Source organism: Streptomyces sp. NPDC035033, assembly GCF_040636735.1.
In the GTDB taxonomy this organism is placed as follows: Bacteria; Actinomycetota; Actinomycetes; order Streptomycetales; family Streptomycetaceae; genus Streptomyces.
In genome coordinates, this window is the sequence record NZ_JBEZUZ010000015.1 from 77,490 (window position 1) to 103,207 (window position 25,718).

Here is a 25,718-nt window from a genome sequence, read left to right on the forward strand (position 1 = left end):
CTCTCAGTGGTGCGGGCGTCAGGGGCGGGGGATCAATCGAGGACCGGGGTGTGCCTGCACCGGGACCGGCCGCTGAACTCCATCGGCACCGGAAGCGGCACCCGCCGCCAGGTGCGCGGCGTGAACCGCCAGAAGCGCCCGTTGCCGCCCGAGCGTTCCGCCGCTCCCTCCCAGTGCGTGGTCGACGAGCCGGTCAGCACGAGGAACTCGTCACCGTCGATGAGGCCGATGCTGACACGCGGCTCCAGCAGGAGGTTTCCGATGGTCTGGTACATGGCGTTGCCGGCGAAGTCCGGAATCTCGAACGTGTTCCGCTCGACCTCCCGGATGAACCCGGGGTCGCCGCTGCGGGTCGCCGCGTCGAGCTGGCCCTGCGGGTTCGCGCTGCCGACGAAGACCAGCGACGCCCGGCACAGCAGGGCGGCGTCGGCCCGGGTGATCGACCGGCCCTGGGTCGCCGCCTTCGCGGGGGCCTGCGCCGCCGTGGCGACCTGCTGACGGACCAGGTACTTCTTGCAGTTGGGGAACGCCTCGAGGATGGACACCTCGAGCGGGTCGGTGCGCGAGTCCACGACCTCGCCGTTGACGCGGAAGCGCCGGCGGGTGTGCGGATCGAGGTACACGAGACCGATCCGCCGGTCCCGTTGCAGATTGGCGAAGAGAGGGTCCGCGGGGCTGACGGCCGCCCGCGGGATCGTGAGTCCCGACGAGCCGAGCGCGCCGAACGCGCCCGCGTCGGCGGCGAGCAGCGACAGCACCGGCGCGCCGTTCCGGCCGATCGTCGTGGCCACGGCAATACGCGCGGATTCTATGAGCGAGCGCCCGCCCTCGGCGAGGAACGGTTTGACGACCGGTCCGAGACATTCTGCTTCGACCGTCTGGCCGGCCCGGATCTGAGCGGTCAGTTCACCCGAATGGAAATTCGCCGGTCGATCGGAATCCCGTGGCATCTTTCCCCCGATTCAATGTGCACGACAGCGGTGTCTGCGACGTTAGGCACGAGGTCAGCGGTGATCAAGAGACGTCCGGTGGCAAGAACTTCAAGGCGTCAGAACGTGTCACCGAGCCGCGGCCGGCGCGCCACCGCCACCAACGGCACCGGCACCGGCACCTACGCCAAGGGCCTGTCCTCCAGCAGCCAGGTCACGGCGAGCGCCCCGAGGCCGGCTGGTACGTCCGTACCGCCGAGCACAAAGACCCCTCGTCACCGCCGCACCGGCACGGGACCGGGTCAAGAAGCGCCGGTGCCGTCGAGCGCGCCTTCGCCTGGCTGCACCGGTTCGAACGGCTCCGCACCCGCTACGAACGACGCGCCGATCTCCACCAGGGCCCGCTCGAACCGGCCCGCAGCCTCATGTGCCTGCGCCGACTCCCACGGACGGTCAATCGCTCAGTCAGTAGCGGAGGCGAGCTTCAGCCCCATGGACACGCACCATGCAGTCCTTGAAGAGCTGTAACGGAGCCTGGTCGAGCACGACGAACTGTGGGGCTGCGACCGGCCCCCGCCGTGCGTCCCCGCCGAGGAGAAGTCCGTGCCGACCCTCGCCGAGAAGATCAACGCCGTCCCCTGGATCGAGGGACGCCCGTACCACGACATCGTCCGCAAGGCCGTCGTTCGTGCACCAAGCGTCGGCCCGCTGCGTGAAGGAACGGCTCGGGCGGCCGGCTATGGAGGTGGTGGACGCCCGAAGCGGAGGACCCGAGGCCCGTCTTCTTCGAGGAGGGGAGGACGTACCGGCGGTTCGTCGACCGGAGCATCCGGGCCCGGGCGGCCGGCGTCGTGGGGCGGTTCGCGTGCACGGCCGCAGAGGAGGACGGCGACGGCAACCCGGTCGTCTTCGGTCGCATCACCACCGACGGGGGCGGCCGGCTCGGCACCGGCATCGGCCACTGGTACCTGCTGCGCCGGCACCAGTGGAGGAACGACGGCTGGGAGCCGGCGCAGGAGCGGCTTCGGTCAGGGGATGCGGAGGTTGTTGAGGGCGTCGTGGGTGGGCAGGTCTTCGGCGGTCTTGTCCTGCTGGTCGCCGTTTCCGAAGGTCTGGTTCAGGAGCCCGACCCCGGGGAGGTGATTGCCGACGCTGTCGGCCGACGCCGCCCCGGCGGAGGCGAGGACGGCGGTGGCGGCGACAGCGGCGGAGGCGAGGACGCGGCGGTTGAAGATCGTCATGCCGGGCTCAACGACGAGGGCTCCGACAGGGCACGCCGGTCGGCCCATGGGTACCTGACGCACCGGTGCCAGTGGAAGAACAGCGGCTGGACGGAGACAGCTTTCAGCGATTCCCAAGGAACTGGATCGTGAGTTCGAGAAAGTCGTCAGGGTCGCCGTTCTTCGGCGTTTCCACGAGTGCGAGGCCGCCTTTGCCGGACTCGAAGCAGAATCGCATCCCCGCTTCCATCGAGATGAGATCGATGTTTTCCACGAAACGGGTGACCGACCTGCATGTTGCGAGGGTCCCTGGTTCTTCAGGTTTCAGCACGACGATCCGGGAGTTTCCTCTCGCTTCAAAAACCTCCCTGCCTCGGGCGAAGTCCAGTCCCTCCTCCTCCCAATCCTCGACGAGGGGTACAGGAACATTCCCTCGCAAACGGAATCCGTAGTACTCCGGCAAGGTGATGGTGACACCGCCGCCGGCAGCGGGGGGCGGAGTCGTCGCCGGTGGACTCGGCGTGCTGCTTGTGCTGGGACTCGCCGAGGAGGAAGGCGTTGTCGCTGCGACGGTCGGCGTGGGGGTGGGGGTGGGCGTCACGGTGACGTACACCGTCTCCGTGCGCGCCGTGGGCGACTTGACGAGTGCGGGCAGGCCGAGGAAGCCCAGGGCCACGCCCGCCACCGCTGCGACGGCCGAGATCAGCGCCGCCCACTCGCCTAACCGGCCGCTCGACCGCCGGGGGCTCTCCGACGTTGCGGCCGGCGGCGATGTCGAGGGCGGGGCCGGCGGGGCGGGCGGCATCCCGGGCGGGTTCTGCGACGCCGGCGTCGTTCCCGAGTCGTTACCGCTGTCCTGCGGGCTGCTGCTCATGCGTCTCGCCCTCCGCTGGTGGGTGCTTCACCTCGTCGCGCTAGAGGATTCATACAGCCCGACGAACGACAGGCCCCAGCGGTTTCACCATCCCGTGATGTTCTGGCCAGGCCTACGCCGCCCGCCACCATCGGCGGCGCTGCGCCGGCACTGGCGCCGGGGCGACATCGTCCTCGGACCGCAGCATCTCGCGAGCTTCGTGGATCAGAACACCTCACTGAACATGTCATGGCCGTGGCCGTGGTCGGCGAACAGTCGCCGTGGCCGGTGACAGGGCCTGTCGGCCAGGTCGGGGATGCAGGCCAGACGCCAGCCTCGGTCCAGTCCCACAAACGCCACCGGCACGTCACCCCGCTGGGGCCGACCGTCGCGGTCGGTACGTCCGCAGCCGCATCACCATCGTCGTGAAGGCGGTCCTCGTCCTTCACCACGCATCAGCGTGAGGTTGGAGAAGGCGCAGTACATACCTTCAGCTCGAAGCGTTCGAGAAGAACGGAAAGATCGTCGTGGGCGCGTCTCTGACGAACCGCGCCCACGGACAACAGCAACAGCGACGCCGGCGGGGAGTTCTGTGACCAGCCTCGAAGACCTGACCCGACTCGTTCCACCTCCGGCGAGCCCACCCCCCACCGACTGGAACGTCATCGAAAGCCTCCTGCAGACACCGCTGCCGGACGACTACAAGCAGCTGACCGACACCTACGGCCCCGGCGTCTTCTGCGACTTCGTCCACCTCTACCACCCGCACGGGGCCACCGAGTGGGTCGACCTGACCGGCCCGATGCCCGCGCGGCTCCGCAGGCAGCTGGTGGCAGACCGGGACAGCGGCACCTGTCCCGTGCCGCACGACCCCGAGAACCTTTTCGCCCTCGCGGTGACCGACAACGGCAACCGCCTCTTCTGGATCACCACCCCCGGGGAAGAACCCGACGCGTGGCGCATCGCCGTCGATCAGGCCGACGGACGCGCCTGGTACACCCACGACGGCAACCTCACCTCGTTCCTCGTCGCCCTGCTCAGCGGCCACGTGCGCGCACCGGTCTTCCCCGACGGCCTCCTCGGCAACGGCGCGTTCTTCACCCCGGCACGCCCGGCCGACGACGGTCCCCCGGCCACACCCAACCCCGCCGGTGCCACCACGAGCCGCGAGGTCATCCGGCAATGGGCCCGCTCCCAGGGGTACGACGTACCCGACCGCGGACGCGTCCCGGGCCATGTCATCCAGGCATGGGAACGAGCCGCCGAGCGTTTTCGGCGCTGACGCTCCAAGGTGAGGACGGAGGCGGCGATCGACGTGAGTCGGTTCGGGCCGCACCGGGCCCGGCGGAGGATCCGCCAGGACTTCAGTCGCGCGATGCTTCGTTCGGCAGGCGCCCGCGCTGTTGGTGGGGCGTGGTTGACGGCGTGCGGGGTGGGGGCGAGCTCCCCGAGGGGCGGGCATCCGAGCGGGGTGGTCGTCCGGGGGCCGGCTCCGATGTGGGCCCGGTCGGCGAGCACCCCGTCGAGCAGGACGTGACCAGGATCGGCATCGCGCAGGACGCGCAGCAGTCGCAGCAGTCCAGGGGCTCGGCGGGCTAGGTGGTCGGCGGCGGTGGCGGTGACGCGGGCGTGGGCAGTGCCGATGGGTGTGCTGAAGCCTGCGGCGATCCACGTGGGGGCGGCGACGGTTTCGGTCGTGACCGTCCGGGGCATCGGCACGCCGGATGTCTTCGTGCGTTCCTTTGCTTTGCGTGGCGCTTTCAAGGACGAGCCCGTCGTCCGAGCCGGCTTCCGGCGATGGCCCCGCCCATCAGCTGACCTGCCCGCGGCAGGTGCGGGGCAGCGCCTCGGCCGGTGAACCAGGCCCCTTACTGCGGCGCCACCGGCAGCGTCGCCGCCTTCTTCCACACCGCCAGCTGCGCGTCGTCCACGGGTTTCATCTCGCCCTGGTACAGATGCGCGTGCCCGTCCTTCGCCGGGTCCGTCCAGGCGGCGGTGGCGAACACGTAGGTCTGGCCGTCCTTCAGCCGGGCGGCGGGCCCCTCGTCCAGACCGTACGTGACCCGGACCGTTCCGCTGAGGTCTCCTCGCAGCACGGAGCCGACCTCGACCCGATAGACGTCCTGCGTCCACCCCTCGATGTTCCGCTGCTCCTCGAAGGCCGCCACACGGCCGGTGAACACGTTCTCGGTGTGCGGTGCCGTGCTCGCCGGGCTGCCGGCGTCGTAGCCGCGCAGCACGTGTCCCTCCCGTGGCTGGTTCCACTGCTGGTAGCCGAGCCAACCGCCCACCGCCAGCACCCCGGCCGCCACCGCCCCCGCCGCCAGGGCCGTCGTCTTCCTGTTCATGGTCATCCCCACAGTGCGTGATGCGCCTTGATGTCGTGCTCGGTCGGGCCGTTCAGCTTCTTGGCCGCGATGAGGTCGTACTCGGCCCGGAGCAGGGACTTGGTCATGCCGTAGCCGTAGTCCTTATGGCAGAACCACAGGGCGTGCCCCCGTTCATGAGCGGCCACCCGGTTGCGGTGCTCGTCGGTGCCGTACCGCTTCCCGTCATCCAGGTAGGCACGGTTCACCAGCACTTGACCGCGTGCTTGCGGGCGTCGTCGAGCCTCGACTCGTCATCCCACGCGATCTCGGTGCCGTCCACGGAGGAACGGCCGCGCGAGTCGGCCTCTCCGCCCTCGCAGGCGTACGGCCGGACGGCTGCGGGGCCGCGTGCGCTGGGGGGCGGGGGCTATCAGCAGCACGGCGGCGGCCGACGCCGCCATGAGACCTGGGCCGTTTGTCCGCAGGTAACCGGATGGTAGCTTTCCGTGACCCTGCGTGGGTGCGGTCCTGCCCGTCGGAGGCGCTGAACGCCACCGTGCGGCCAGTGTGCTCCCCCTCGCCTCCCCTCGCGCCGTTCACGCCCCGCACCGCACGCTCCCGCGCTCGCCTCCACGCCCCCGCCGGATCCGACGCCGAAGCCGGTGGTGGGCCGACCGCGAGTGCGTGGCAGGCGGGCTCTGTGCGGGATCCTGTTCGTGCTGCGCACCGGGGTCCCGTGGGAGTGTCCGCCCCGGGAGCTCGGCCTCGGCTCGGGCGTCTCGGTCTCGCCGCTTTCCTCGTCGCCCACCGGCATGTCCCGCGCCTTCGTAAGGACCTCTAAGGTGTGCCAGTGATCTTCAGGAGGAAGCGGAAGGCCGTGGATCTGGCTGCGGTCATATCGGAGCTGGAGCAGGCAGTGGCCGCTCGCGACGGTGGGCGCACCGCGCGTGCGTTCGGCGCGGCGATGCGTGGTCTTCAGTCGGCCACGGACGCCGAGTGCGTGTCGGCGGGGCCCCGGTTGGCCGCGCTGCTTCCCGCCTTTCCGCCCGTCGGTCCGCGGCCGGCGCTGGCGACGATGGCCGGCTTCTGCGTGGAACGCGGTGCCGATCCGGCGGCCTGTGCGCAGCCGGTCCTCGACGGCACCCACCGGGACCTGCTCGATGCCCTGGAGTTCGCCCGCCGCTGGGCCGCCGGCGGTACCGGGGACGAGCTGCCGGAGGCCGACGAGGAGATCATCGACGACGCGGTGCTGGCCCGGCTGGGTGGCGAGGCGGACGAGGCGTTGCGGCTGGCGCTGGCCTGGTGCTCGGTCGAGCGGTGGCAGCCCGCCGCGCTGGCCGTGCTGTGCCGCAGCGCCGAGGTGCGCCGTCGGCGCGCGTCCGCGCTGCTGCCCGCCTGCCGGGACCTGGCGGCCCTGGAACGGCACGATCTCAAGTGCCTGGCGTACGCGCTGGCGGTTCTGGACGACGAGCCGCTGGTGGTGTTGCACCGGCCCACCGGGACCGGGTTCGAGGTGCGCATCGGCGGCATCGGGGACAACTTCCAGTTGCACACGTTGCTCGCCCACGTGCTCGTCGGCGGCGGCCACGTGCCCGGCACCGCTCCGTCGGCGGAGAGCGTCCGCCTGGCCACGGACCCCGTGCCCGCTCAGGGGCGCACCGAGACCGTCGCGACCGGGGCCTTCGAGCTCCTCGCCCCCGACGGGGAGCGGATCTGGAACGAGGGGCTGCCCGACGACATCCCCGTCGTGGCGGGACGCCGCCTGCTCGTGCTGGACGAGCCGGTGTACCCGCGCAGTTGGAACGCCGACCGGTTCTTCCCGATGCTGCCGGGGACGGCCGAGCTGACGCGCGTGCTATCCGCCGACGAGGCCCGGACCTGGTTCGCCTCCACCCGTCGGCCGTCCTGACCCGGCCGCCCGGTGCCGCCGCCCGGCGTCGGGCGCCGTGCGGGTGCCGGTGCGGCGGGGGCGGTCCGTATCGGAGGATCTGCTCGTCGGAACCGGCCGGCGGGCTGGGCGGATCCGAGGCGAAGGCGGGTTCTGTGCGCTTTCGTGGACGGTCTCTCCGTGCCCTCTCCACCGGTCGGTCGGTACGATCGGCCCGTGAGGGACAAACCCGTGACGGAGCTCTCCGACGCTGAGGACCGCCGCGTCTGGGACCGCTTCTCCGAACAGTTCGGCTTCCGGCCGAGCATGAGTCCGTCCACGTGGCCGGCCATCGAAGAGCCCGGTGCATCGGTCACATGGAGCCTGGCGGCGCTTCCCGACGAACCCGGCGACGAGCGTCTGGACCGCCTGGTCGCCGTCGTCGAGCAAGGACTGTCCTCCTGCGCCGGCCCGTCGGGCACTCTGTTCGCCCTCGACTGGCAGCACCCGTCGTACCGCTTCGCACCGCACCAGGTGGGCGGTCCTGGGCAACCGGCCTGGCCGTTGAGCCCGTATCCCGATGGGGACTACTTCGTCTTCCTCGCAGAGGACTTCCGCTTCGGCAGCTTCGGACATCCCTGGGAAGAGTCTCTCTGCCTGTTCGGTGAGGAACTTCTCGACGTCACGGCCGCGGAGGTCGACAAGGTCCTCGGCCCGCCGATCCGCAGGTCAGGCACGGCGGTGGGCCCGGCCTGAGCCCGGACCGGACGAGCCGTGCGTGACGGGCCTTGTCCGAACTCCTCCGAGCCCGCGTCCTCATCCGGCCACGAGCATCACGGAACTGCGGGAGCCCCTCCGCCGAGGGCGGGGCCCGGCGGGCCGTGCGGGGCTGGGGTTCTGGGGTTGGTCTCTTCTCGCGTCGCCGCGGGCGTCAGGTGCTCATGCCGGCGGCGAAGGGGGTCGTCCGCCAGTGGGCGAGGGCCGGCTTGAGGTACTCCGTCAGTTCGGGGAGCTGCGGGGCCAGGGTGAGTGCGGCGATGACGCGGAGCATGCCCAGGGCGTTGGCGAAGGCGAGGACGTCTTCGTCGAGCGGCCTCAGGCCGTTGCGCCGCGCGCCGCGGTTGTAGGCGGCTTCGTGTTCGGGGCCGAGAGCGGCCAGGTCCCATTCGACGGGGCCCAGGGTGACCAGTTCGAAGTCGGCGTAGAGGTCGCCGTCCGTCGCGTGGAAGATGTTGGCGGGCGGGGAGTCGCCGTGGAGGGGCTGGAGTTCGATGCCGGGGAACCTGGCCTCGAAGGCGCTGCGTGAGCGTACGAGGGGTTCGATCGTCTTCCATTCGCGGCGGGCTCGGTCGAGGTCGGCCGGGTCGATCAGGTCAGGGTGCCGGTCGAGCCGGGTGAGGCTGTCCGCGATGAAGTCGGGGTCGGCCGCGGACAGGAACCGCAGGCGGCCCGGGTAGGCGCGCAGTGCCGCGTGCAGGCGGGCGACGCTCTCGGCGTTCGCGACGTAGTCGGGTTCCTTGTCCCGGTTCTCCTCGACGAACGGCCAGAACGTCATCGAGAAGCCGTCCCGCCGCACGGGTTCGCGCGGGACGAGAGGGCTGGGCGCGATCACGGGGATCTCCTGGTCGGCCAGCCACCGGGTGACGTCCAGTTCGTCCTGCTGGCGGCGGGCGAGAGCGGCCAGGTCGTCCGTGCGGGGCAGGACGGTGGGGATGCGGGCCACGACCGGCGAGGGGGCCAGGTGGACGACGACCGAGAAGACGTCGTGGAGCACCCTGGGTTCGGTGACCGTCAGGCCGAGGTCACGCGCGGCGGCTGCGGCTGCCTCGACGGCGGCGGCGGTGCGGTCGGCGCGCTGTCGTGGTGTCAGGAAGGTGGTCATGGATCCCTCGTTTCACCGTTTGTGCGGTTGCGGAGCGGTTCAGGGCGGGGGGCGGGCCGGGGCGGGGCCCATGGGCGGTGTGCGGGTTCAGCGGCTCGGCTTCGGAGCGTGCGGCGGGTTGCGTCCGCCACCGGGTGTGAAGGGTTGTGGTACAGGGAGTCCTGGTGGGATCGGTTGGGCGCTCCGGGTGAGCGGTCGCGGCTCCGCGGTCAGAGTTCGCCGCGGCGTGCGAGCTGCTTCAGCGCGTTCTCGCGGATGATCTCGTTCTCGGCCTCGCGCAGGCCGTCGAGGACGTCCCGGGCCTCCGGGCCGGGGACGGCGCCGAGGGCCCAGATCGCCTTCACCGCGAGCGCCCGGTTCTCGTCCCAGTCCAGGCGTTCGGGGACCCAGTGGGTGGCCAGGGCCAGCGTCGGCACCGTCCGGGGCGAGCGGAACCTGCCCAGGATGGTCACGATGTCCTCGTGGCCTCGGTGCCAGTCGGCGGGGAAGAGCTCGGTCAGCGGTTCCAGGAACTCCTCGGCCGAGGCGTCGGCGGCGGCGTGGAGGATGAGCGCCATCTCGACGTCGTCGGCGTCCCGGCGCTCCATGGCGTCCCGGAGCACCCTCAGCGCCAGGGCCTCTCCGTCGGGCTCGCCGAAGTGGGCGAGCACCTCGTCGAGCGTGTGCCTGCGGCCTTCGCCCGGTACGAACACCAGGCCCATGACCAGGTCCTGCTCCTCGGGGGTCATCTCCTGACCGCCTCCCCTGCGGTGGTGCCCTCGTCGAAGGGCTTGAGCGCGTCACGGCCGCCAGGCCGGTGTTCCCCCGCGACGTCGCTGAACGTCCCAGGGCCTGGATGCACCCTAACGAGTGCGTGCGCGGTGAGCGGGAGCCGAAGGGCCGGCGGTCGTACCGGGCGAGGAGAGGTGCCGGTCAGGGGCGTTGCTCCGGGAGACGTCCCAGGGGCGGGCCGACGACGATCAGGACGTCTCCGGCGCCCCAACGACGGGTCTCGGTCTTGGGCGGGTTGAGGCGGGGGCGGGGGGCGTCGCGGGGACGGTGGCCGATGGCGGCGGCGCCGTGGCGGGCGGCGGCGGTGACGAGGGACCCGAAAGGGGCCTCGGTGCCGGGCGGGACGAAGTCGGTGGCGGGGCGGAGGCGGACGCCGTCGCCGGTGGCCGCGAAGAGCGCCTCGAAGGCGGCCGCGAGGTGGACGTCCTGGGAGACCTGGGCGATCAGGAGGGCGGCGAGCCGGCCGGTGGGCAGGAGGTCGGTGCGGGGTCCGGCGGGGGCCAGCCGTCGGTTGCGGGCGTCGGTGAGCTCGGCCACCGCCGGCACGCTGTGGCCCGACTCCCGGGCGCGCGCCCGGAGGTGGAGCAGGGCTTCGAGGGCCGGGGTGTCGGGGTCGGGGTGCCCGTCGCCGTCCGGTCCCGCGAGGACCACCACGTGGTCGTACGCCTCCGGTGTCGCCGGCCGGCCGGCGCCGTCGTCCCGCACCGCCGCGACCCCGCCCCGTGCCAGGCCCTCCAGGACGCGTTCGCCCCGGCGGTTCCAGCCCAGGACGAGGGCCCGGCGGGGAGCGGCGGCGGTCCGGGGCCGGGTGGGGAGGGGGACGGCCGCGGGGCCGGGCGCCGGCGCCGCGGGGAGGACGGTCGCCCGGTGGTCCTCGGCCAGGACGACGAGGCCGTCGCCGGGGGCCAGGACGGTCTGCGGGGGCGGGTTGAGGTGCGGGGTGCCGTCCGCGCGGACGATGCCGACGGCGCAGGAGTCCGGGCAGGCGGCGGCGAGTTCGCCGTAGCGCCGGCCCGGGAGGCCGGGCGGGCGGAGGACGTGGAGTTCCGCGCCGGCGAAGTCCAGCAGGTCCTCCAGGACGGGCGCGAGGCCGGGCTCCAGGACGCACTGGACGATCAGCCGGGCGGCGAGGTCGTCGACGTCCAGGACCACCGCGCCGGGCCCGGCGGCGAGGCGGGCCGTGGCCAGGTGGGCGCCGTCCCCGACGGCCGCCACGATCCGTACCGGGCACCCCTCCCCCACCACCGCCCGCAATGCCAGGAGCGCCCTGGTCACCTCGGCGTCGGCGCCGGGGGCGTCCGGCGGCAGGACGACCACCGCCCCGGCGGCGGCGGGGGTGACCCGGGCCAGCGCGCCGGGGTCGGCGGGGCGGCCCCGGCGGCACAGCAGCCGCACCCGGGCGCGGGGCGGCAGGACGTCCCGCAGCTCCCGCTCCATCTCCCCCTTGTCGCGGTCCGCGAGGACCACCACGGCGCCCCGGCCGTGCTGGGCGTGGGCGGCCAGCAGTTCGGCGACGACGGTCGGGGTCTGCTCGGACCAGCCGAGGACCAGGGTGTGGCCGCGCTCGACCACCGTGGTCTGGCCGCGTTCCAGCTCGGCGAGGCGGTCGGTGAGGGCGGTGGTGACGATGCCGACGAGGAAGGAGACGTACAGCAGGGACACCAGGGCCAGGAAGACGGAGAGGACCATCCGCAGCGGCGGGCCCACCTCGCCGCCGAAGCGGAGGGTCTGGCCGACGGTCCGCCAGATCGTGGCGGCCTTCCCCTGGAGGGTGTCCGGGGCCTTGCTGTCGGTCCAGACGAGGAGGGCGCTGACGGGGGCCACCAGGCCGAGGCAGGCCAGCCGACGAGGGCGGTCATCCCGCGCACCACGGTCCGGTCGACCCAGTAGCGGGCCCGGGCCCGCAGGCCCGGCTCGGCCACCGGTGGTCGCACCGGCCGGACGGGCCGTCCGGCGACGGGCCGGGGACGCCGGGGCGTCCGCTGGGAAGGGACCGTGGACTCGCGCTCCTTACGCACGGCAGCAGGGTGACGGCGGCTCCGACGCGAAACGCCGCCGACCGCCGCTGTTCATCCTTTCGGGCAAGCGCGCGGGAGGCAGGCGTTCGAGCGGCGCGCGCCGGGGCGCGCCGGTCCCCGTCGCGACCGGCTCCGGAGGTACGAGGCTCCGTCGAGGTCCAGTCCCAGGCCCAGGCCCATGAACGTGCCGGACGTCCGGCGGGCCGGGTGGTCGTGGTGCCGCTGGTGGCTCATGGCGGGGGCGGGGACGGTGTCAGTCGGCGCTTGCGGGCCGGGGAGTCTCCTGGGGGCGTGCCGCGCGCCGGCACGCGGCCCGGAGGGCGCGCCGCGGCCGGGGCGAAGCGGTCTGCGGCGTGAGCGTTGGGTCGCTCACCCCTGGTGGTTTTCCTGTTCGTCCGTGTGCTGGGTCGGGAGGATCGTCGCGGTCGTTCTCCGGATCACCCGCCGGCGGTAGGTCCGCACGATGCCGGTGAGCTGGTCGGGGTCGTCGAGGGCGACGGTGTCGAGTTCGGCGTCGAAGCGGTCGCGGTCGCCGGCGGCGCCGTGGACGGTGAGGGCGTGGCGGAGTTCGGCCAGGGTGCGCATGGCCGGGGCCGTCGGCCAGGAGAGGGTGACGAGCTGCGGTCCCGGGTGGGAGCTGAGGTCGACGCGGGCCCGGACGGTGCGCGGGTCGGTGCGGTGGAGGGTGAGAACCGGTTTGCAGGCGTCGGTCAGGACGGACGCGGGGTGGTCGGCGGGGAAGGTCTCCAGGAGGGAGCGGGAGGTGTCGGGGGTGGTGGGCAGGGCGGTGGTGAAGAGGGAGGGGATGTCGGTCCTGAGCATCTGGACGGCCCTCAGCAGTTCGTCCGCCGGTGTGGGGGGTTCGTGGTCCAGGTCGTCGATCGGGTCGTACCGGTCCGCGAAGGGGTATTCGTCGGGGCCCAGCCGTTCGTAGTGCTCGACGACGAGGAACTCGAACTCCCTCCCCCGGTGCTGCGTCCGGAGGCGTTCGTCGATGCGGGAGGTGGTGGGGCGGGCGTGGGTGTCCACCAGCAGCAGGGGCGGCACCTCCAGGGGCCGGCGCGGGGTGCACAGCAGGGTGGGGATCCCGGCTTCGGCCGCGTGGACGGCGAGGTCCGTGCCCAGGGAAGCCTCGGGAGTGCCGTGTTCCACGACGACGCCGACCTTGTGCCGGTGGATCAGCTCGGCGACGGCGGAGAAGGACTCCCAGGGGGTGGGGATCGGGTCTCGCGGATCGCGCGGCGTCCGGGACCGCTCGTCGAACGATCCGGTGGTGCTGGTCAACAGGTCCTCACTCCGGGAGCTGGGGGCGGTGTGCCGCATGCGGGTCGAATGCGGAGACTGCCCAGCCGGGGCGGACGTCATGCACAGGTCACCACGGAGACGGGCCGGAGGCGGGCCGGCCCCACCGGCGGTGGACCCGGGTCCTGCGCTGCTCCACCCGCTCGCACTCCCAGCACCGCCAGCCCTCGGGCTGCCTGCCCACGGTCGAGTGCCAGCATCCGGGGGACGCGCACAGGGTGTTGTCGCCGGTCGGGCCGTCGTGGATGACGATGTCCTGCCCGGTCGGCTCGCGTTCGTAGCCCTCGGGCCGCTCGGTCAGGATGTGGTCGTCGTGGAGCAGCGGGTGGAACTGGATCAGCTCGAAGGTGACGTGGTCGGGTGCGCCGGAGCCGAAGTGGTCGACACACTGCTGCTTCCACCAGCGGCGCAGGTGGTTGAAGTCGTTGACGACCCAGGCCCACATCCGGCCGCCGGTGACGGAGAAGATCTGCTGTCCGTGCCGGCCGGGGGCGTGCGGGATGTCGACCTCTTCCCACTTGCCCTCGTCGAGGTCGAAGACGCCGTTCTCGCAGCGCTCCCCCGTCCGGAGGTCGGTCGAGATGCACCGCAGTTCATGGACCTCGCACGGGGCCAGCCGCAGCGTCCCGTAGTAGGAGATGACGTGCCGCACCTCCTGGGTCTCCTCCGGGTCGGGGCCGGCGACCTGCTCCTCGATGACGGGCTCGATGTGCGGGGCGAACTCGCCCCGCTCGATGCGGCCGCGCATCCGTACCGCCAGTCGGGCCACCACGTCCTGGAGCTCGTCGGGGAGGTCGGGGTGTTCGGCGGCCGGGCAGATCGCCGGGTGCGGGATGCGGCAGTACCCGGTGGAGGGGTCCTGCCCCGGGTAGGCGACCCCCTTGGCCAGGTGCCACCGCATCTTCGGGGGGACCGGCCGTGCCGGGAACTCCGGCGACAGCGGGATCCGGAGCGTGTCGTACCGTTCGAACCACTCGATCGGCGTACCGCAGTACTTGCAGCGGTCCGCGGCCATGCGGCGAAGCAGTCGGGTCTGGTTCGAACGGTGCAGGTGCAACGACACGGCTGTTCCTCGATCCGGTACTGCGGGGCGCGCCCGTGAACGTGAAGGATATTCCAGGGCGTTCGGCCGGGGGCGTGCACCGATCCTCTTGTCGCCGCCGGGAGCGGGAAGGGGAGTTCGCGGGTGGGCGGTGGCCGTCCGGGGACGAGGGGCGAGGGGCGGGGGCTCAGGGGGTGGCGGAGGGTTTCGCGAGGGTCGTGTAGCGGGCGGGGTCGCGGTGGCGGATCCAGGCGGCGTGGCAGAGGCCGGCCAGGGCGGTGGCGGCGAGGAGCCAGGGGAGGCGGTTGATCCAGGGGGAGGTGGTGCCGGTGATCAGGGGGAAGTTGGACAGGAGCAGGGTCAGGGCCGTGGTGAGGGCGGTGGCGGCGAGGAGGGGGGCGGTGAGGGTGCGCCACCAGTGGCGGTCGGGGCGGGTGCGGAAGAAGCCGATGACGGCGAGGGCCACGGCCGTCTGGAGGGCGACGATGCCGACGGTGCCCAGGGCCAGCATGGTGGTGGCCAGGGTGGTGTAGGGGTGGGCGCCGGCCAGGGCGAAGCCCGCGCAGATCAGGGTGGTGACCGCGGTCAGGGCGGCGCTGGCGCGGTGGGGGGAGTGGTGGCGGGGGTGTATCGCCGCGAGGGGGGCGGGCAGGATCCGTTCGCGGCCGAGGACGTAGAGGTAGCGGTCGGCGGTGGTGTGCAGGCCCAGCAGGGCGCCGAACAGGCTCGTGCACAGCAGGACCTGCATGGCGGTGGTGGCGGCGGGGCCCAGGTAGGTGTCGCCGAGCCGGAAGAAGAAGTCGCCGAGCTGGTGGGTGGCGGTCAGGCGGTCCGGGCCGGCCGCTCCGACGCCGGCCCAGCTGGTGAGGGCGAAGAAGGCGGTGATGAGGATGACGGAGGTGTAGGTGGCGACGGGGACGCTGCGGGTGGGGTGGCGGCTCTCCTCGCCGTACTGGGCGGCCGCTTCGAAGCCGACGTAGGAGATCAGGGCGAACATCAGGGCCACGCCCAGGGTCGGGGTCAGGACCGTGTGGGGGGTGAAGGAGGCCGCGGGGAACGCGGCGGGGCCCTCGCGCACGCCGATGGCGAGGGTGAGGGCGAGCAGGATCGCCATCTCGGCGAGGGTCAGCACGGCCAGCAGGCGGGCGCTGAGGTCGATCTGGCGGTAGCCCATGAGGGCGGTGACCGCCAGGGCCGTGCCGGTGGCGGCCTGCCAGGGCAGGGTCAGGCCGTGGGAGGCGGCGGTGAGTTCGGCGAAGTAGCCGAAGGCGCCGGCGACCCCGGCGGCCGTCGCGGTGTAGGCCAGGACCGCGGTCAGGCCGGACGCGACCGCGAGGGGGCGGCCCAGGCCCTGGCCGATGTAGGTGTAGAAGCCTCCGGTGCTGACGACGTGGCGGCTCATGGCGGCGTAGCCGACGGAGAAGCACAGCAGGGTCAGGCCCGCCAGGACGAAGGTCGCCGGGACGCCGGGGCCGTTGCCCAGGGCGTAGGCCAGCGGGACCGAGCCCACGACGCCCGACATGGGGGCCGCGGCCGCGACGACGAGGAAGACGATGCGGCCCGTGGTCAGGGTGCGGCGCAGGGCCGGCGGCCGCGCGGAGTGCGCGGTGCCGGCCCCGGTGTTCGTGGTGGTGGAGGTCACCCCTGTCACCTCGGGTGGGTGCGGATGAGGTCGACGGCCTCGGGGATGCCCATGTAGGGCAGGCGGATCTCGGCCATGTCGTCGGTCCAGCGCTCGGCGAGGTCGTAACGCTGCTCGGGAGTGGTCTCCAGCAGCCGGCAGCCGGGGAAGACCTCGTAGCCGTCGAGGAGGGCGGCGTGCTGGAACATGCCCTGCTGGAACAGCTCCTCGCGTTCCAGGACGAACTCCTTCGACGGCAGCTCGTCCCACAGGGCGCGGCCGCGGCGGATCAGCTCGATCAGGCGGGGGCGGTAGCCGGGGTGGTGCTTCAGGTGGTCGCGGACGATGGAGCTGCCCACGGTCAGGTGGCGGATCTCGTCGATGGACGCGCCGCGGGCGATCTCGGACGCGGCCGGGTCGAGGAGCGTCCACTTGCGCTCGCTGAGCTCGGCGGCGGGGGCGAGGACGCCCTCGATGACGATGGTGAAGACGGCGACCGCGCCGATGAAGTCGCCCTCGTCGCGGACGACGGTGGTGGCGAACTCGGCGATCGGGTTGAGCACGCGCCGGGTGTAGTCCTCGCCCTGGCGGGCGATGAAGCCGAGCAGGTCCTGCTCGGGGACGCCGAGGTCGACCAGGTGCTTGCGGAAGATCATCGCGTGCCGGGCCTCGTCGACGACCTGGGTGACGAAGAACTCCTGCTCGACGACGCCGGGGGCGCCGATGACGTAGTTCGACAGCACGCCGACCGCGCGGGACTCGGCCAGGGAGCGGTTGCCGAGCTCCAGGACGAGGGCCTGGCGCAGCGGGCCGTCGGCGCGCATGTGGTCGGGGGTGGCCGCGGCGTGGCCGCGTTCGGCCCGGCCGCCGCGCAGGGTGCCCTGGGCCACCGCGGAGAGCCAGTAGCCCAGGTCGCACTCCTCGGCGGTGAGGGTCAGCTCCTGCGCGCCGTCCAGGAGGTTCGGGGCCAGGTCCCAGTCGGCCTCCACCGGGACCGGGGCCGGGTCGGGGGTGGGCTGCATGTCGGTGGTCATGACACCTCGCTGTGGGAAGGGGCGGACGCGGGAGCCGGCGGGGCGGGGGTCAGGGTGGGGGTGTGCGTGGTGCCGGCGAAGCTGAGGAGGGGGGCGTGCGGGTGGTGGGCGCCGCCGACGACCTCGGCGAGCAGGAGGTCGTGGTCGCCGACCCGGTGCCGGCCGAGGATCCGGCAGGACATGTGGGACAGGCAGCCGTCCAGCAGGGGCGCGCCGCTGAGGGGGTCGGTGGTCCATCCGTGGCCGGCGAACTGGGCGTCGCCCAGGGGGCGGCGCGGGTCGGCGAAGCTGTGGGCGGTGTCGTGCTGCGCGGCCGACAGGACGTTGACGGCGAACCGGCCGGACCAGCGGGCCATGGTGACGAACGTCGAGGTGGGGCGCAGGCCCACGCCGAGGATCAGCGGGTCGCGGGAGAGGGCGACGACGGCGCTGGCGGTGGTGCCGTGGCGGACGCCGTCGCGGTTGACGGTCAGGACCGTGATGCCGGAGGTGAGGCGGCGCAGGGCCTGGCGGGCCTGGTCGGGGTGGGTGAAGTCGGCGGCCCGGTCCGGGGCGGGGTCCGCGGGTCCCGCGGGGGCGGTCGGGGGGCGGTCGGTCAGCCCGGTGGGGTGACGGGTCATCGGTGGGCTCCGACGGCGGCGGCGTCGTGGTCCTCCGGCAGCGGCAGCGGGACGGGGCCGTCGGTGCTGGCGCGGCGCTTGAGGAAGGCGGTGACCTGGTCGACCTGGGGGGTGGAGACGGGCTCGAAGGGCAGCCCGAAGGGCTTGTAGAAGTTGCCGAAGACCCCGCGGTCGCCGAAGACGTGGAACGCCAGGGCCAGCAGGGCCCATTCGGGGCCGATGAACCACATCCACAGGGCGGCGACGGCACCGACGGTGATCAGGCTGTGCATCGTGTTGTACAGGACGTAGTACGCCTTGGGGATGCGGCCGGTCCTGCTGCGGCGGAAGGCGATCGCGCCGGGGATGTAGCCGATGAGGTCGATGTAGAGGAACAGCGCGATGGCGTAGCCCCAGCGGATCTCCGTGAAGTGCAGCAGGATCAGGACGATCGTCACGGCGAAGGCGACCAGGTACTCGGCGCGGTGGAGGGTGAACGTGACGCGGGACTCGACCGGGTTCTTGATGTCCATGGGTGACCTTCCGTCGGGCGTGGTCGGATCAGGACAGCCGCAGCGGGCTGCCGGCGAAGTAGTCGGCCAGCTCGGCCGCCACGCTGGCGCGGGAGGGCGGGTGGAAGGCCAGCGCGCGGACGACGGAGGCCAGGTAGGCGACCTCGCCGGAGCGGATGTAGGACATGCCGCCGAGCATTTCCACGGCCTGGTCGACGAGGGTGGCGAGGAGGTCCTGGGCGGCGTAGCGGGCGGTGAGGACGGCGGCGACGGCCTCGTCGCCGTCCACGCCGTCCTCCAGGGCGCGGGCGGCGCCCTCGACGAGGCCGACGACGGCGTCGAAGCGGGTGCCGAGGGTGGCGCGGTCGGCGGCGCTGCCGCGGCGGGCGGTCATGACGCGGTCGACGAGGGCGGAGGCGGCGCCCGTGTAGGCGGCGGTGGTGAGGAGCTCGAACCAGGTGAACCCGCCGGCCTGGAGGTCGTCCAGGCGGTCGTGGTCCTCGGGGGTGCTGACGATGACGAGGTCCTCGGGCACCTCGACGTCGGTGAGGCGGACCTCGTCGCTCTGGGTGGCGGCCAGGACGGGCGTGGACCAGAACGGGGTGGTGCTGACGCCGGGTGAGGAGGCGGGGATCAGCATCAGGGACAGGCAGGAGGTGCCGTCGTCCTGCTTGAGCATGACGCTGGCGGTGAGGACGTCCATGGAGTGCGAGAGGCTGCAGGGCTTCTTCGAGCCGTTGACGCGGTAGCCGGTGGGGGTGCGCTCGGCGGTGACGGAGGGCGCCAGGATGTTCTGGTCGGTGCGGCCCTCGGCCCATCCGGAGGCGAGCAGCAGGTTCTCGGGGGCGACCGAGGAGAGCAGCTCCAGCTGGGCGGGGGTGAGCCGGGCCGCGATGCCGGCGAGGCGGAAGAGCATCGCGACGGTGAAGTGGTGCATCACGGTGGCCACGCCGAGGGACGGAGAGGCGGCGGCGATCGCGCGCTGCACCCGTACGGCTTCGAGCGGGCTCGCTGCCTGGCCTCCGTACGCGGCCGGGACGAGCAGGGAGGGGCCGCCGTGGGTGCGGTAGAGCTCCAGCACCGGGCTGGCGGCGGCCTCCCGTTCCATCAGCGGAATGCTCTCGATCGCTTCGAGAAGCCCTTTGTGGAATCTTTCGCAGACATCCCGCGCCGTCGTCAGGGAGCGCATTCTCGTGTTCTCCTCGAACAAACTGGGAGTTCTCCTCGGAAAGGCGAGGAATGACGTGTCGAATATTCGCTCAGAAGTGTGACACCCGACGTCTGACCCTGTCCTGACATGGCTCTGACCCTGCAATCTGCCGGGTTCCGGGGGCTGTTGGCGGCCCTGTCCCTGACGTGCGTCTGACCGCCGGCTGACCGGAGGGGCCGGGGTCTTGCGGGCCGCTTCGGGGGCGTGGGATAAGTGACGGCACTGTCGGCTGGAGAATGGATCTCACATGACCGGAGCAATCCTGGAAACGGATATCGCACTGGATGCCGTCCGCCAGTACGCGGAGGCCGACAACCCGAGCGCCTATTTCGCTTTCAATGACGGCAACAGTTATTTCCGGCTGCCGGACGTGCCGGGGTTGATCGTGTACCGGCCGGTGGGCCGCTATCTGGTGCAGTTCGGCGGTCCGTTCGCGCCGTTCGCGCCCGGGGGGCCGGCCGGGGCGCGGGAGCGGCTGATGCGGGGCTTCCTCGCGCACGCCGAGCGTCAGGGCCGGCGGATCGTCTCCGTCCAGGTGCAGTCCGGCGACGCGCGGCTCTTCGTGGACCACGGGTTCACGGTGAACCAGATGGGCTCCTCGTACGCGGTCGACCTGGCCGAGTTCACCCTGGCCGGGACCCGGTTCATGCAGCTGCGCAACAAGATCAAGCGGGCGCTGCGCGCCGGTCTGGTCGTCGAGGAGGTCCCGTACGAGGACTGGGCGGAGCGGGTCGAGAAGCTGGACGCCGCGTGGCTGACGACCAAGGGCGAGGGGGTGAAGCCGCTGGAGTTCCTGGTCGGCCAGACCGGCGGACGTCACCAGGACCTGCGGCGGCTGTTCGTGGCGCGGCGGGACGACGAGCTGATCGGGTACGTGTCGTACGCGCCGGTGTACGGGTCCCGGGCCGGGTGGATGCACGACCTGAGCCGGCGGGTGCCGGACTCCCCGCCGGGGGTGATGGAGGCGGTGAACAAGGCGGCGATCGACGTCTTCCAGGAGGAGGGGACGCGCTGGCTGCACTTCGGCTTCACGCCGTTCACGTCGCTGACGGCACCGCGGTTCCCGGGCCACAGCAAGGCGTTCCACTGGTTCATGGAGCACCTGTGGGAGCACGGGGCGCACATCTACCCGGCGCGGACGCAGCTGGACTACAAGCTGAAGTGGGCGCCGCAGGTGGTGCTGCCGGAGTACATCGCGTTCCAGGGCGCGGCGAGCCTGCCGGCGCTGGTGCACGTCTTCCGAGCGTGCAACGCGGTGTGAGCCGGGTGCCGGCCGCGGCGGGTTCTTCCGGGCGGGCCGTGCGGGCCGGGGCGGGTGCCCGGGCGGGCGCGGGTGTGGTGACGACGGTGGGGAGGAGGTGAGCGCGATGGCGGAGCGTGCGGAGATCGAGGCGCAGGGGCGGCTGGTCGTGGAGCTGTTCCAGGCGTGCGCGGCCGATCCGGACGATCCGGCGGCGGCGGAGCGGGCGGACGCGGGTCTGGCCGCGCTGGACGCGCTGCTCGGCGAGGGGTCGTAGGAGGTCCGCGCCGGCGGGGGTGTCCCGTCGGCGCGGAACGTGGGAGAACGGGGCCGCGGCCCCCACCCGGATCGGGGTGGGGGCCGCGGTGTTCGTGCGTGCCGGCGGCGGTGCCGGGCGGCGGGCGCGGTTCTCGCGGGTGCCGCCGGCGGGCCGGTCGGCGGACGGAGCGTTCGTGCGTGCCGTCGGCGGTCCGGCCGGCGGGCGCGGTGTGCGTGCGGGCCGGCGGGGGCGGGCCGGTCAGTCGGGCGTCGTCGGGGGCGGGGGGCCGGTCCAGCGGGAGACCGAGGCGGTGAGCAGGTCCCGTACGGCCGGCCCGGTCGCGGCGGCGGTCAGTTCGTGGGCGTCCAGGGTGACGGTGTGGCGGTCCATCAGCAGGCCCTGGCCGGGACCGAGCCGCACCTCGGCCAGGGGGGCGGTGCGGCCGGGGGCGTAGAGCCGGGTGTGGCAGGCGCCCGTGCCGTTGCCGCCGACGACCGCGACGAGCTTGTACGGGCAGGGCTCCGGGCGGGGTCCGGGCAGGTGCACCCGGACGGTGCGGCCGGCCGGTGCCACCGTGCGGACGTGGTGCAGGCTGATCAGCCAGTCCTCGTGGACGCCCAGCCACGGGTCGGACAGGGCTCGGCGCAGCAGCCCGGACAGGGCCGCGGTGAGGCGCCGCTCGGCGCCGTCCGCGGGCCGGCGCGGCAGCGGGCGGAAGAGCCAGTCGTCGTCGGCGGTCCAGGACATGCGCAGGCGCAGACCGGGTGAGCGGTGGGTGCCGGCGGGCCGCCCCGGGGGGAGGGCCGGTGGCCCTTCCCCGGCCGGCGGCCCCGGGGCGGCGGGCGCCGCCGGGGCCGCCGGGGCGGTGCGCGGCAGTGCGCCGAAGCCCGCGGCGACCGCCTCCGGCACCGGTGGCAGGGTGACGAGCGCGAAGCCGCGCTGCCGCGGGGACACGGCTCAGCCTGCGGCGACGGGCGTGCGGCGCTCGGTGGACAGGGCCAGCTCCAGCCGCTCGTCGAGGTGACGGGCGGAGGAGTTGACGCGCCACAGGGCGCCGCGGGCGATGCCGCGCCGCATGTGGTCCGAGCCCGCGCTGGGGATGACCACGTTGTGGAACCAGCCCGCGGCGTGCTGGGAGTCGATGGTGATGTGCAGCCGGTGGTAGGTGATGCCGACCTCGGGCAGGCCCAGGCGCTCCCACGCCTCCACGACGTTGCGGAAGCGGTCCGGGGCGAGCCACTCGGTCATGCCGAGGAAGCCGACGGCCTCGGGGTAGAGGTGGCGGTAGCGGCACAGCAGCACCGCGAGGTTGCCGGAGTGCAGGTCGGTGGTGGTCATCGCGGCTTCGAGGTCCTCGGGCCGGACGTCGAAGACCTCGTAGATCTTGTTGAAGAGGTGGGTGTGGACGGCCTCGGGGTCGCCGTTGCCCATCTCGTCCCAGTAGTTGTTGGCGATCTCCATCTTGCTGGCGCCGGCGGTGCCGACCTGCATCATCGCCAGGAAGTCGTCGAAGCGGCCGTCGATCAGCGACTCCTGGATGACGTAGGTGCGCAGGTCCTCGCGCTGGGCGTCCTGGTTGATGAACTCGGTGTAGTACGGGTGCTTGTAGGCGCGGTGGCCGCGGACGATGCCCTTGAGCCAGGACAGGAACTGCTTGGGCTCCACCGGGGCCTCGTCGAGGACGCCCGGTTCCAGGTGGGCGTCCTCGGCCGCGATGGTGGCGTGCTCCAGCAGGCGGGTGACCTCGTGGAGCAGGGCGGAGCCCTCCGCGGTGGGGTGGTCGGGTATCTGCATCACCGTCTGGTAGATGCGGGAGAGCAGCAGCTGCTGCGCGTAGCGGGCCCGGTCGGCGGAGGGGCCGGGGGTGCCCGCGGCGGCGGCGTTGACGGCGGAGACCTCGGCGAGGATGCGCTCGCGGTCGCCCGCGAGGGCGCGGTCGAACTCGTCGGCGGGTGCCGTCAGCCAGGACGTGATCTCGTCGACGATCGCCATGGGGTCGGTCGGAGCGGCCGTGGACGTGGCGGCACTGTCGTTGCTGAGCACTGCTTCTCCAAGTCTGTCGGGAATCGACGTCGATGCGCGTCGTGCGCGCTGGGGCGTGACGCGGCTCGCTCGGCGGGAATCCGTGCGCGGGGGCCGGCCCGCGGGGGTGTCGGGGCGGGCCGTCGCTCCCGGGCGTGCCGAAGGGCGGATCCCTTCCGATCGGCCGTCATGCCAAAGACACGCGCATCCGGGTCGGGGGAATTCGGAATGCGCGTGTCTTTGGATGAGCATCGGCGGAGAGGGCAGGATTCGAACCTGCGTGGGCGTGAACCCGTCCGGCGGCGATGTGCGCCGGACCCCATTCGGCCGCTTCGGGTACCTCTCCCGGCCTTTCGGTGACTTCAGCTTCGCACGGGTGTGCTGACACGCTCCTGATCGGTTCCTGAGCACGGGCACCGTCAGGAGCGTGTCAGAAGGGCGTTGGGATAGTGGCGTACGCAGCCGGCGTGCTCGGGATCTGATGCGCCGCCGGTTTCCCAGTGGCCTGATCAAGGAGAATTCCGGTGACCGCCGAGTCCGTGAAAATCCCCGTTTCGAGGCTCTACAACGACGAGAGCGGGGAATCGCACTTCGCCGACGAGATGCTGGAGGTGACGGCGATGAACTTCGCGCCGCCGGCTCCGTCGCTGTACGTCTCCGAGGGCGTGCCGGCCAAGCAGGCCGTCTACCTGTTCATCCCGAAGGGGTGGGTGGGCGACTTCCACCCGGCGCCGCGCCGCCAGATCATGACGCTGGTCAGCGGCTCGCTCAAGTGCGGGGTGAGCGACGGCAGCTGGCGCACCTTCTCGCCGGGCAACACCCAGCTGGTGGAGGACACCGTGGGCAAGGGCCACGCCACGGAGGCCCTGGAGGACTGCGTCATGATCGTCTCCCAGCTGGAGTAGCGGCCGTGGCGGCTTCCCCCGGCCGCCGCGGCGTCCACACGAAGGGGCGCGGGCCCGTCGGCCCGCGCCCCTTCGGCATGCCGTGCCTCAGCCCTTGACGTACCCGAAGCTCTCGACGATCCGGCCGCCGGAGAGCCGGTGCACGTTGACGCCGCGCACGAAGTCGGCCGGGCCGGAGCCCCAGCGCAGGGTCCAGCGGACGACGGAGCGCTCGTCGGCCACCCACATCTCCTCGACGGTGAAGTCGGCGTCCTGGTTGGAGGCGATCGAGGACCAGAAGGCCAGGCACTCGTCATAGCCCTCGTGCCGGGAGCCGTCGGGGGCCGGGCCGGAGTTCTCCAGCCGGCAGTCCGCCGCGATCACGTCCCCGAGGAGGGCGGGGTCGTGCTTCTGGAAGGCCTCGTTGAACTGTTCGATAACTTTGCGGGTCTGCTCATCGGACGTCATTTTCCCTCGTCTCTTCGCATCGGGCACGGCGCGAACGAATCGCTGGGGAAAGTCATATCGGTAGGACGGTGTGTTCGTCCAAGCGAACGCGATGGCCCGTCAGCCGGAAGTCAGCGACGGCTCCCTACCGTTGCACCATGACCGATGCGGACAAGGCACCTCTCGACCTGGCCTATCGACAGGCCATCGAATATCTGGCGGGCCTCGCGGAACGTCCGGTGGGAGCCACGGCCGGCACCGAACACCTGCTGAAGACATTCGGCGGGCCGCTGCCCCCGGGACCCGTTTCCGCGACCGAGACCGTCGAAATCCTGGGCCGGGCCGTGACCGAAGGCGGAATACCCACCGCCTCGGGCCCCCGCTACTTCGGGTACGTCACCGGCGGCACGCTGCCGGTGGCCATCGCCGCCGACTGGCTGGTCTCGGCCTGGGACCAGACGGCCAGCCTCTACAACCTCTCCCCCGCCGTCATGGTGGCCGAACACGTGGCGGCGACCTGGGTGCTGGACCTGCTGGGCCTGCCGCGGGACGCCTCGGTCGGCTTCCCCACGGGCTGCACGATGGCGCACCTGACCTCGCTGGCCGCCGCCCGCCACAAGCTGCTGGCGGACGCCGGCTGGGACGTGGAGCGCGACGGTCTGCCCGGGGCGCCGGAGGTGCACATCGTCGCCGGCGCGCAGCACCACATGACGATCGACCTGGCCGCCCGCTACCTCGGGTTCGGCTCCGGGCGGATCCGCAACGTGCCGGTGGACGACAAGGGCCGGATGATCCCCGCCGAGCTGGAGCGCGTCCTCGCGCCGCTGAGCGGACCGGTCATCGTCTGCGCGCAGATCGGCGACGTCAACACCGGTGCGATCGACCCGGTCGGCGAGGTCTGCGACATCGCGCACCGCCACGGCGCGTGGGTGCACGTGGACGGCGCCTTCGGGCTGTGGGCGGCGGCCAGCCCGGCGCTGCGGCCCCTGGTGGCGGGCGTGGAGCGGGCCGACTCGTGGGCGCTGGACGCCCACAAGTGGCTGAACGTGCCGTACGACTGCGGCATCGTCGTGATCGCCCACCCCGAGGCGCACCGCGCCGCCATGCTCAACGAGCGGGCGGGCTACCTGCCGGCGGCCACCCCGGGCGAGCGGGACGCGATCGAGTGGGTGCCGGACTTCTCCCGGCGCGCCCGCAGCCTGCCGGTCTGGGCGGCGCTGCGGACGCTCGGGCGCTCGGGCGTCGCCGAGATGGTGGAGCGCTGCTGCGCGCTGACCCGCCGGTTCGCCGGGCAGCTGGCCGGCCTCGACGGGGTGGAGCTCCTCAACGAGGTGGTCCTCAACCAGCTGCTGGTGCGCTTCGGTGACGACGACGGGGTGACGCGCGCGGTGATCGCGCGGATCCAGGAGAGCGGGGTCTGCTGGTTCGGCGGGACGGTGTGGCAGGGCCGCGCCGCGATGCGGGTCTCGGTGGTCAACTGGCGCACCGGCGAGGAGGACGTGGACCGCAGCGTGGCGGTGATCCGGGAGGCGCTGGCCGAGGTGACCGCCGAGCGCGCGGCCTCACGGGCCGCCTGACGCCCGCTCCGGCCCCGCGAAGGGTGGGGTCGGAGCGGGCGGTGCGGACCTCGGGGGCCCCGGGCCTCCTGCGGTCCGGCCGCCCCGGCGGGCGGCGGGGCCAAGGGGAGAGGGGGGGGT

25 protein-coding genes, 1 tRNA gene and 4 pseudogenes are annotated in these 25,718 nt (G+C 72.6%); 9 read left to right on the plus strand and 21 right to left on the minus strand.

Translation table 11 applies throughout. The features are described 5' to 3' along the window. Positions 1–32: 32 nt before the first annotated feature. Positions 33–950, minus strand: a complete 918-nt coding sequence (locus AB0E83_RS09490; protein ID WP_362108320.1) for a pyridoxamine 5'-phosphate oxidase family protein — start codon at positions 948–950, stop codon at positions 33–35. Positions 951–1,249: 299 nt separating this feature from the next. On the opposite strand from AB0E83_RS09490, the pseudogene AB0E83_RS09495 reads away from it, so the two are divergent. After that, a pseudogene (locus AB0E83_RS09495) lies at positions 1,250–1,372 on the plus strand (IS5/IS1182 family transposase); the annotation flags it as partial. A 585-nt stretch (positions 1,373–1,957) separates the two neighbouring features. Here the strand turns inward: AB0E83_RS09495 and AB0E83_RS09500 are convergent. From AB0E83_RS09500 to AB0E83_RS09510, 3 genes and pseudogenes are all read right to left on the minus strand, one after another. After that, complete coding sequence (locus AB0E83_RS09500; protein ID WP_362108322.1) at positions 1,958–2,170, minus strand: hypothetical protein; 213 nt, start codon at positions 2,168–2,170, stop codon at positions 1,958–1,960. A 103-nt stretch (positions 2,171–2,273) separates the two neighbouring features. Beyond that, positions 2,274–3,023, minus strand: coding sequence for a hypothetical protein (locus tag AB0E83_RS09505; RefSeq protein ID WP_362108324.1), 750 nt, complete (start codon positions 3,021–3,023; stop codon positions 2,274–2,276). Positions 3,024–3,319: 296 nt separating this feature from the next. After that, positions 3,320–3,403 (minus strand): annotated as a pseudogene (locus tag AB0E83_RS09510) (IS5/IS1182 family transposase); the annotation flags it as partial. 191 nt (positions 3,404–3,594) lie between these two features. Here AB0E83_RS09510 and AB0E83_RS09515 point away from each other — a divergent pair. Next, positions 3,595–4,284, plus strand: a complete 690-nt coding sequence (locus AB0E83_RS09515; RefSeq protein ID WP_362108326.1) for a histone-like nucleoid-structuring protein Lsr2 — start codon at positions 3,595–3,597, stop codon at positions 4,282–4,284. Here the strand turns inward: AB0E83_RS09515 and AB0E83_RS09520 are convergent. From AB0E83_RS09520 to AB0E83_RS09530, 3 genes and pseudogenes are all read right to left on the minus strand, one after another. Continuing rightward, positions 4,278–4,670, minus strand: a pseudogene (locus AB0E83_RS09520) (hypothetical protein); the annotation flags it as partial. The gene AB0E83_RS09515 and the pseudogene AB0E83_RS09520 overlap by 7 nt on opposite strands. Positions 4,671–4,870: 200 nt before the next feature. Beyond that, positions 4,871–5,356, minus strand: a complete 486-nt coding sequence (locus tag AB0E83_RS09525) for a hypothetical protein (RefSeq protein WP_362108328.1) — start codon at positions 5,354–5,356, stop codon at positions 4,871–4,873. After that, complete coding sequence (locus tag AB0E83_RS09530; RefSeq protein WP_362108330.1) at positions 5,353–5,583, minus strand: hypothetical protein; 231 nt, start codon at positions 5,581–5,583, stop codon at positions 5,353–5,355. Before AB0E83_RS09530 ends, AB0E83_RS09525 begins: the two co-directional genes overlap by 4 nt. 396 nt (positions 5,584–5,979) lie before the next feature. Here AB0E83_RS09530 and AB0E83_RS09535 point away from each other — a divergent pair. The 3 genes and pseudogenes from AB0E83_RS09535 to AB0E83_RS09545 all read left to right on the plus strand — a co-directional run. Beyond that, positions 5,980–6,093 (plus strand): annotated as a pseudogene (locus AB0E83_RS09535) (IS5/IS1182 family transposase); the annotation flags it as partial. A gap of 293 nt (positions 6,094–6,386) precedes the next feature. Then, positions 6,387–7,220, plus strand: coding sequence for a hypothetical protein (locus tag AB0E83_RS09540; RefSeq protein WP_362108332.1), 834 nt, complete (start codon positions 6,387–6,389; stop codon positions 7,218–7,220). A 210-nt stretch (positions 7,221–7,430) separates the two neighbouring features. Next, the gene (locus AB0E83_RS09545; RefSeq protein WP_362108334.1) at positions 7,431–7,934 is read left to right on the plus strand and encodes a DUF2716 domain-containing protein; all 504 of its coding nucleotides are present in this window, start codon (positions 7,431–7,433) and stop codon (positions 7,932–7,934) included. A gap of 175 nt (positions 7,935–8,109) precedes the next feature. Here AB0E83_RS09545 and AB0E83_RS09550 read toward each other — a convergent pair whose 3' ends face one another. The 10 genes from AB0E83_RS09550 to AB0E83_RS09595 all read right to left on the minus strand — a co-directional run bounded on the left by AB0E83_RS09550 (position 8,110) and on the right by AB0E83_RS09595 (position 19,067). Then, positions 8,110–9,060, minus strand: coding sequence for an aminoglycoside phosphotransferase family protein (locus AB0E83_RS09550; protein ID WP_362108336.1), 951 nt, complete (start codon positions 9,058–9,060; stop codon positions 8,110–8,112). Positions 9,061–9,269: 209 nt separating this feature from the next. Beyond that, positions 9,270–9,788 carry a HEAT repeat domain-containing protein gene (locus AB0E83_RS09555; protein WP_362108338.1) on the minus strand — a complete coding sequence of 173 codons (519 nt, stop codon included), beginning with the start codon at positions 9,786–9,788 and terminating at the stop codon, positions 9,270–9,272. Positions 9,789–9,972: 184 nt separating this feature from the next. Further along, positions 9,973–11,655, minus strand: a complete 1,683-nt coding sequence (locus AB0E83_RS09560) for an NAD-binding lipoprotein (RefSeq protein ID WP_362108340.1) — start codon at positions 11,653–11,655, stop codon at positions 9,973–9,975. 563 nt (positions 11,656–12,218) lie between these two features. Next, on the minus strand, positions 12,219–13,133 hold the full coding sequence (locus AB0E83_RS09565) for a hypothetical protein (RefSeq protein WP_362108342.1): 915 nt from the start codon (positions 13,131–13,133) through the stop codon (positions 12,219–12,221). A gap of 88 nt (positions 13,134–13,221) precedes the next feature. After that, positions 13,222–14,214, minus strand: a complete 993-nt coding sequence (locus AB0E83_RS09570) for a DUF6083 domain-containing protein (RefSeq protein WP_362108344.1) — start codon at positions 14,212–14,214, stop codon at positions 13,222–13,224. 166 nt (positions 14,215–14,380) lie between these two features. After that, on the minus strand, positions 14,381–15,835 hold the full coding sequence (locus AB0E83_RS09575) for an APC family permease (protein WP_362108346.1): 1,455 nt from the start codon (positions 15,833–15,835) through the stop codon (positions 14,381–14,383). A 5-nt stretch (positions 15,836–15,840) separates the two neighbouring features. Then, a complete protein-coding gene (locus AB0E83_RS09580) occupies positions 15,841–16,848 on the minus strand; it encodes a VlmB-like protein (protein ID WP_362108348.1) in 1,008 nt (335 codons plus the stop codon). Continuing rightward, the gene (locus AB0E83_RS09585) at positions 16,845–17,468 is read right to left on the minus strand and encodes a flavin reductase family protein (protein ID WP_362108350.1); all 624 of its coding nucleotides are present in this window, start codon (positions 17,466–17,468) and stop codon (positions 16,845–16,847) included. Before AB0E83_RS09585 ends, AB0E83_RS09580 begins: the two co-directional genes overlap by 4 nt. Further along, a complete protein-coding gene (locus AB0E83_RS09590) occupies positions 17,465–17,980 on the minus strand; it encodes a hypothetical protein (RefSeq protein WP_362108352.1) in 516 nt (171 codons plus the stop codon). Before AB0E83_RS09590 ends, AB0E83_RS09585 begins: the two co-directional genes overlap by 4 nt. A 28-nt stretch (positions 17,981–18,008) precedes the next feature. Continuing rightward, positions 18,009–19,067, minus strand: coding sequence for an acyl-CoA dehydrogenase family protein (locus tag AB0E83_RS09595; RefSeq protein WP_362108354.1), 1,059 nt, complete (start codon positions 19,065–19,067; stop codon positions 18,009–18,011). Positions 19,068–19,416: 349 nt separating this feature from the next. On the opposite strand from AB0E83_RS09595, the gene AB0E83_RS09600 reads away from it, so the two are divergent. After that, positions 19,417–20,430 carry a DUF2156 domain-containing protein gene (locus tag AB0E83_RS09600; protein WP_362108356.1) on the plus strand — a complete coding sequence of 338 codons (1,014 nt, stop codon included), beginning with the start codon at positions 19,417–19,419 and terminating at the stop codon, positions 20,428–20,430. A gap of 106 nt (positions 20,431–20,536) precedes the next feature. Further along, on the plus strand, positions 20,537–20,686 hold the full coding sequence (locus tag AB0E83_RS09605; protein WP_362108358.1) for a hypothetical protein: 150 nt from the start codon (positions 20,537–20,539) through the stop codon (positions 20,684–20,686). Between the two features lie 240 nt (positions 20,687–20,926). On the opposite strand, the gene AB0E83_RS09610 is transcribed toward AB0E83_RS09605, so the two are convergent. The 3 genes from AB0E83_RS09610 to AB0E83_RS09620 all read right to left on the minus strand — a co-directional run bounded on the left by AB0E83_RS09610 (position 20,927) and on the right by AB0E83_RS09620 (position 23,036). Next, positions 20,927–21,622 carry a hypothetical protein gene (locus AB0E83_RS09610; protein WP_362108360.1) on the minus strand — a complete coding sequence of 232 codons (696 nt, stop codon included), beginning with the start codon at positions 21,620–21,622 and terminating at the stop codon, positions 20,927–20,929. Positions 21,623–21,625: 3 nt separating this feature from the next. Next, a complete protein-coding gene (locus AB0E83_RS09615) occupies positions 21,626–22,711 on the minus strand; it encodes an iron-containing redox enzyme family protein (protein ID WP_362108362.1) in 1,086 nt (361 codons plus the stop codon). 234 nt (positions 22,712–22,945) lie between these two features. Then, positions 22,946–23,036: transfer RNA gene (locus AB0E83_RS09620), tRNA-Cys, on the minus strand. Positions 23,037–23,214: 178 nt separating this feature from the next. On the opposite strand from AB0E83_RS09620, the gene AB0E83_RS09625 reads away from it, so the two are divergent. Then, positions 23,215–23,595, plus strand: a complete 381-nt coding sequence (locus AB0E83_RS09625) for a hypothetical protein (protein ID WP_362108364.1) — start codon at positions 23,215–23,217, stop codon at positions 23,593–23,595. 87 nt (positions 23,596–23,682) lie between these two features. On the opposite strand, the gene AB0E83_RS09630 is transcribed toward AB0E83_RS09625, so the two are convergent. Further along, a complete protein-coding gene (locus AB0E83_RS09630) occupies positions 23,683–24,042 on the minus strand; it encodes a nuclear transport factor 2 family protein (RefSeq protein WP_362108366.1) in 360 nt (119 codons plus the stop codon). 137 nt (positions 24,043–24,179) lie between these two features. On the opposite strand from AB0E83_RS09630, the gene AB0E83_RS09635 reads away from it, so the two are divergent. Further along, a complete protein-coding gene (locus tag AB0E83_RS09635) occupies positions 24,180–25,598 on the plus strand; it encodes an aminotransferase class V-fold PLP-dependent enzyme (RefSeq protein WP_362108368.1) in 1,419 nt (472 codons plus the stop codon). The last annotated feature ends 120 nt before the right edge of the window (positions 25,599–25,718 follow it).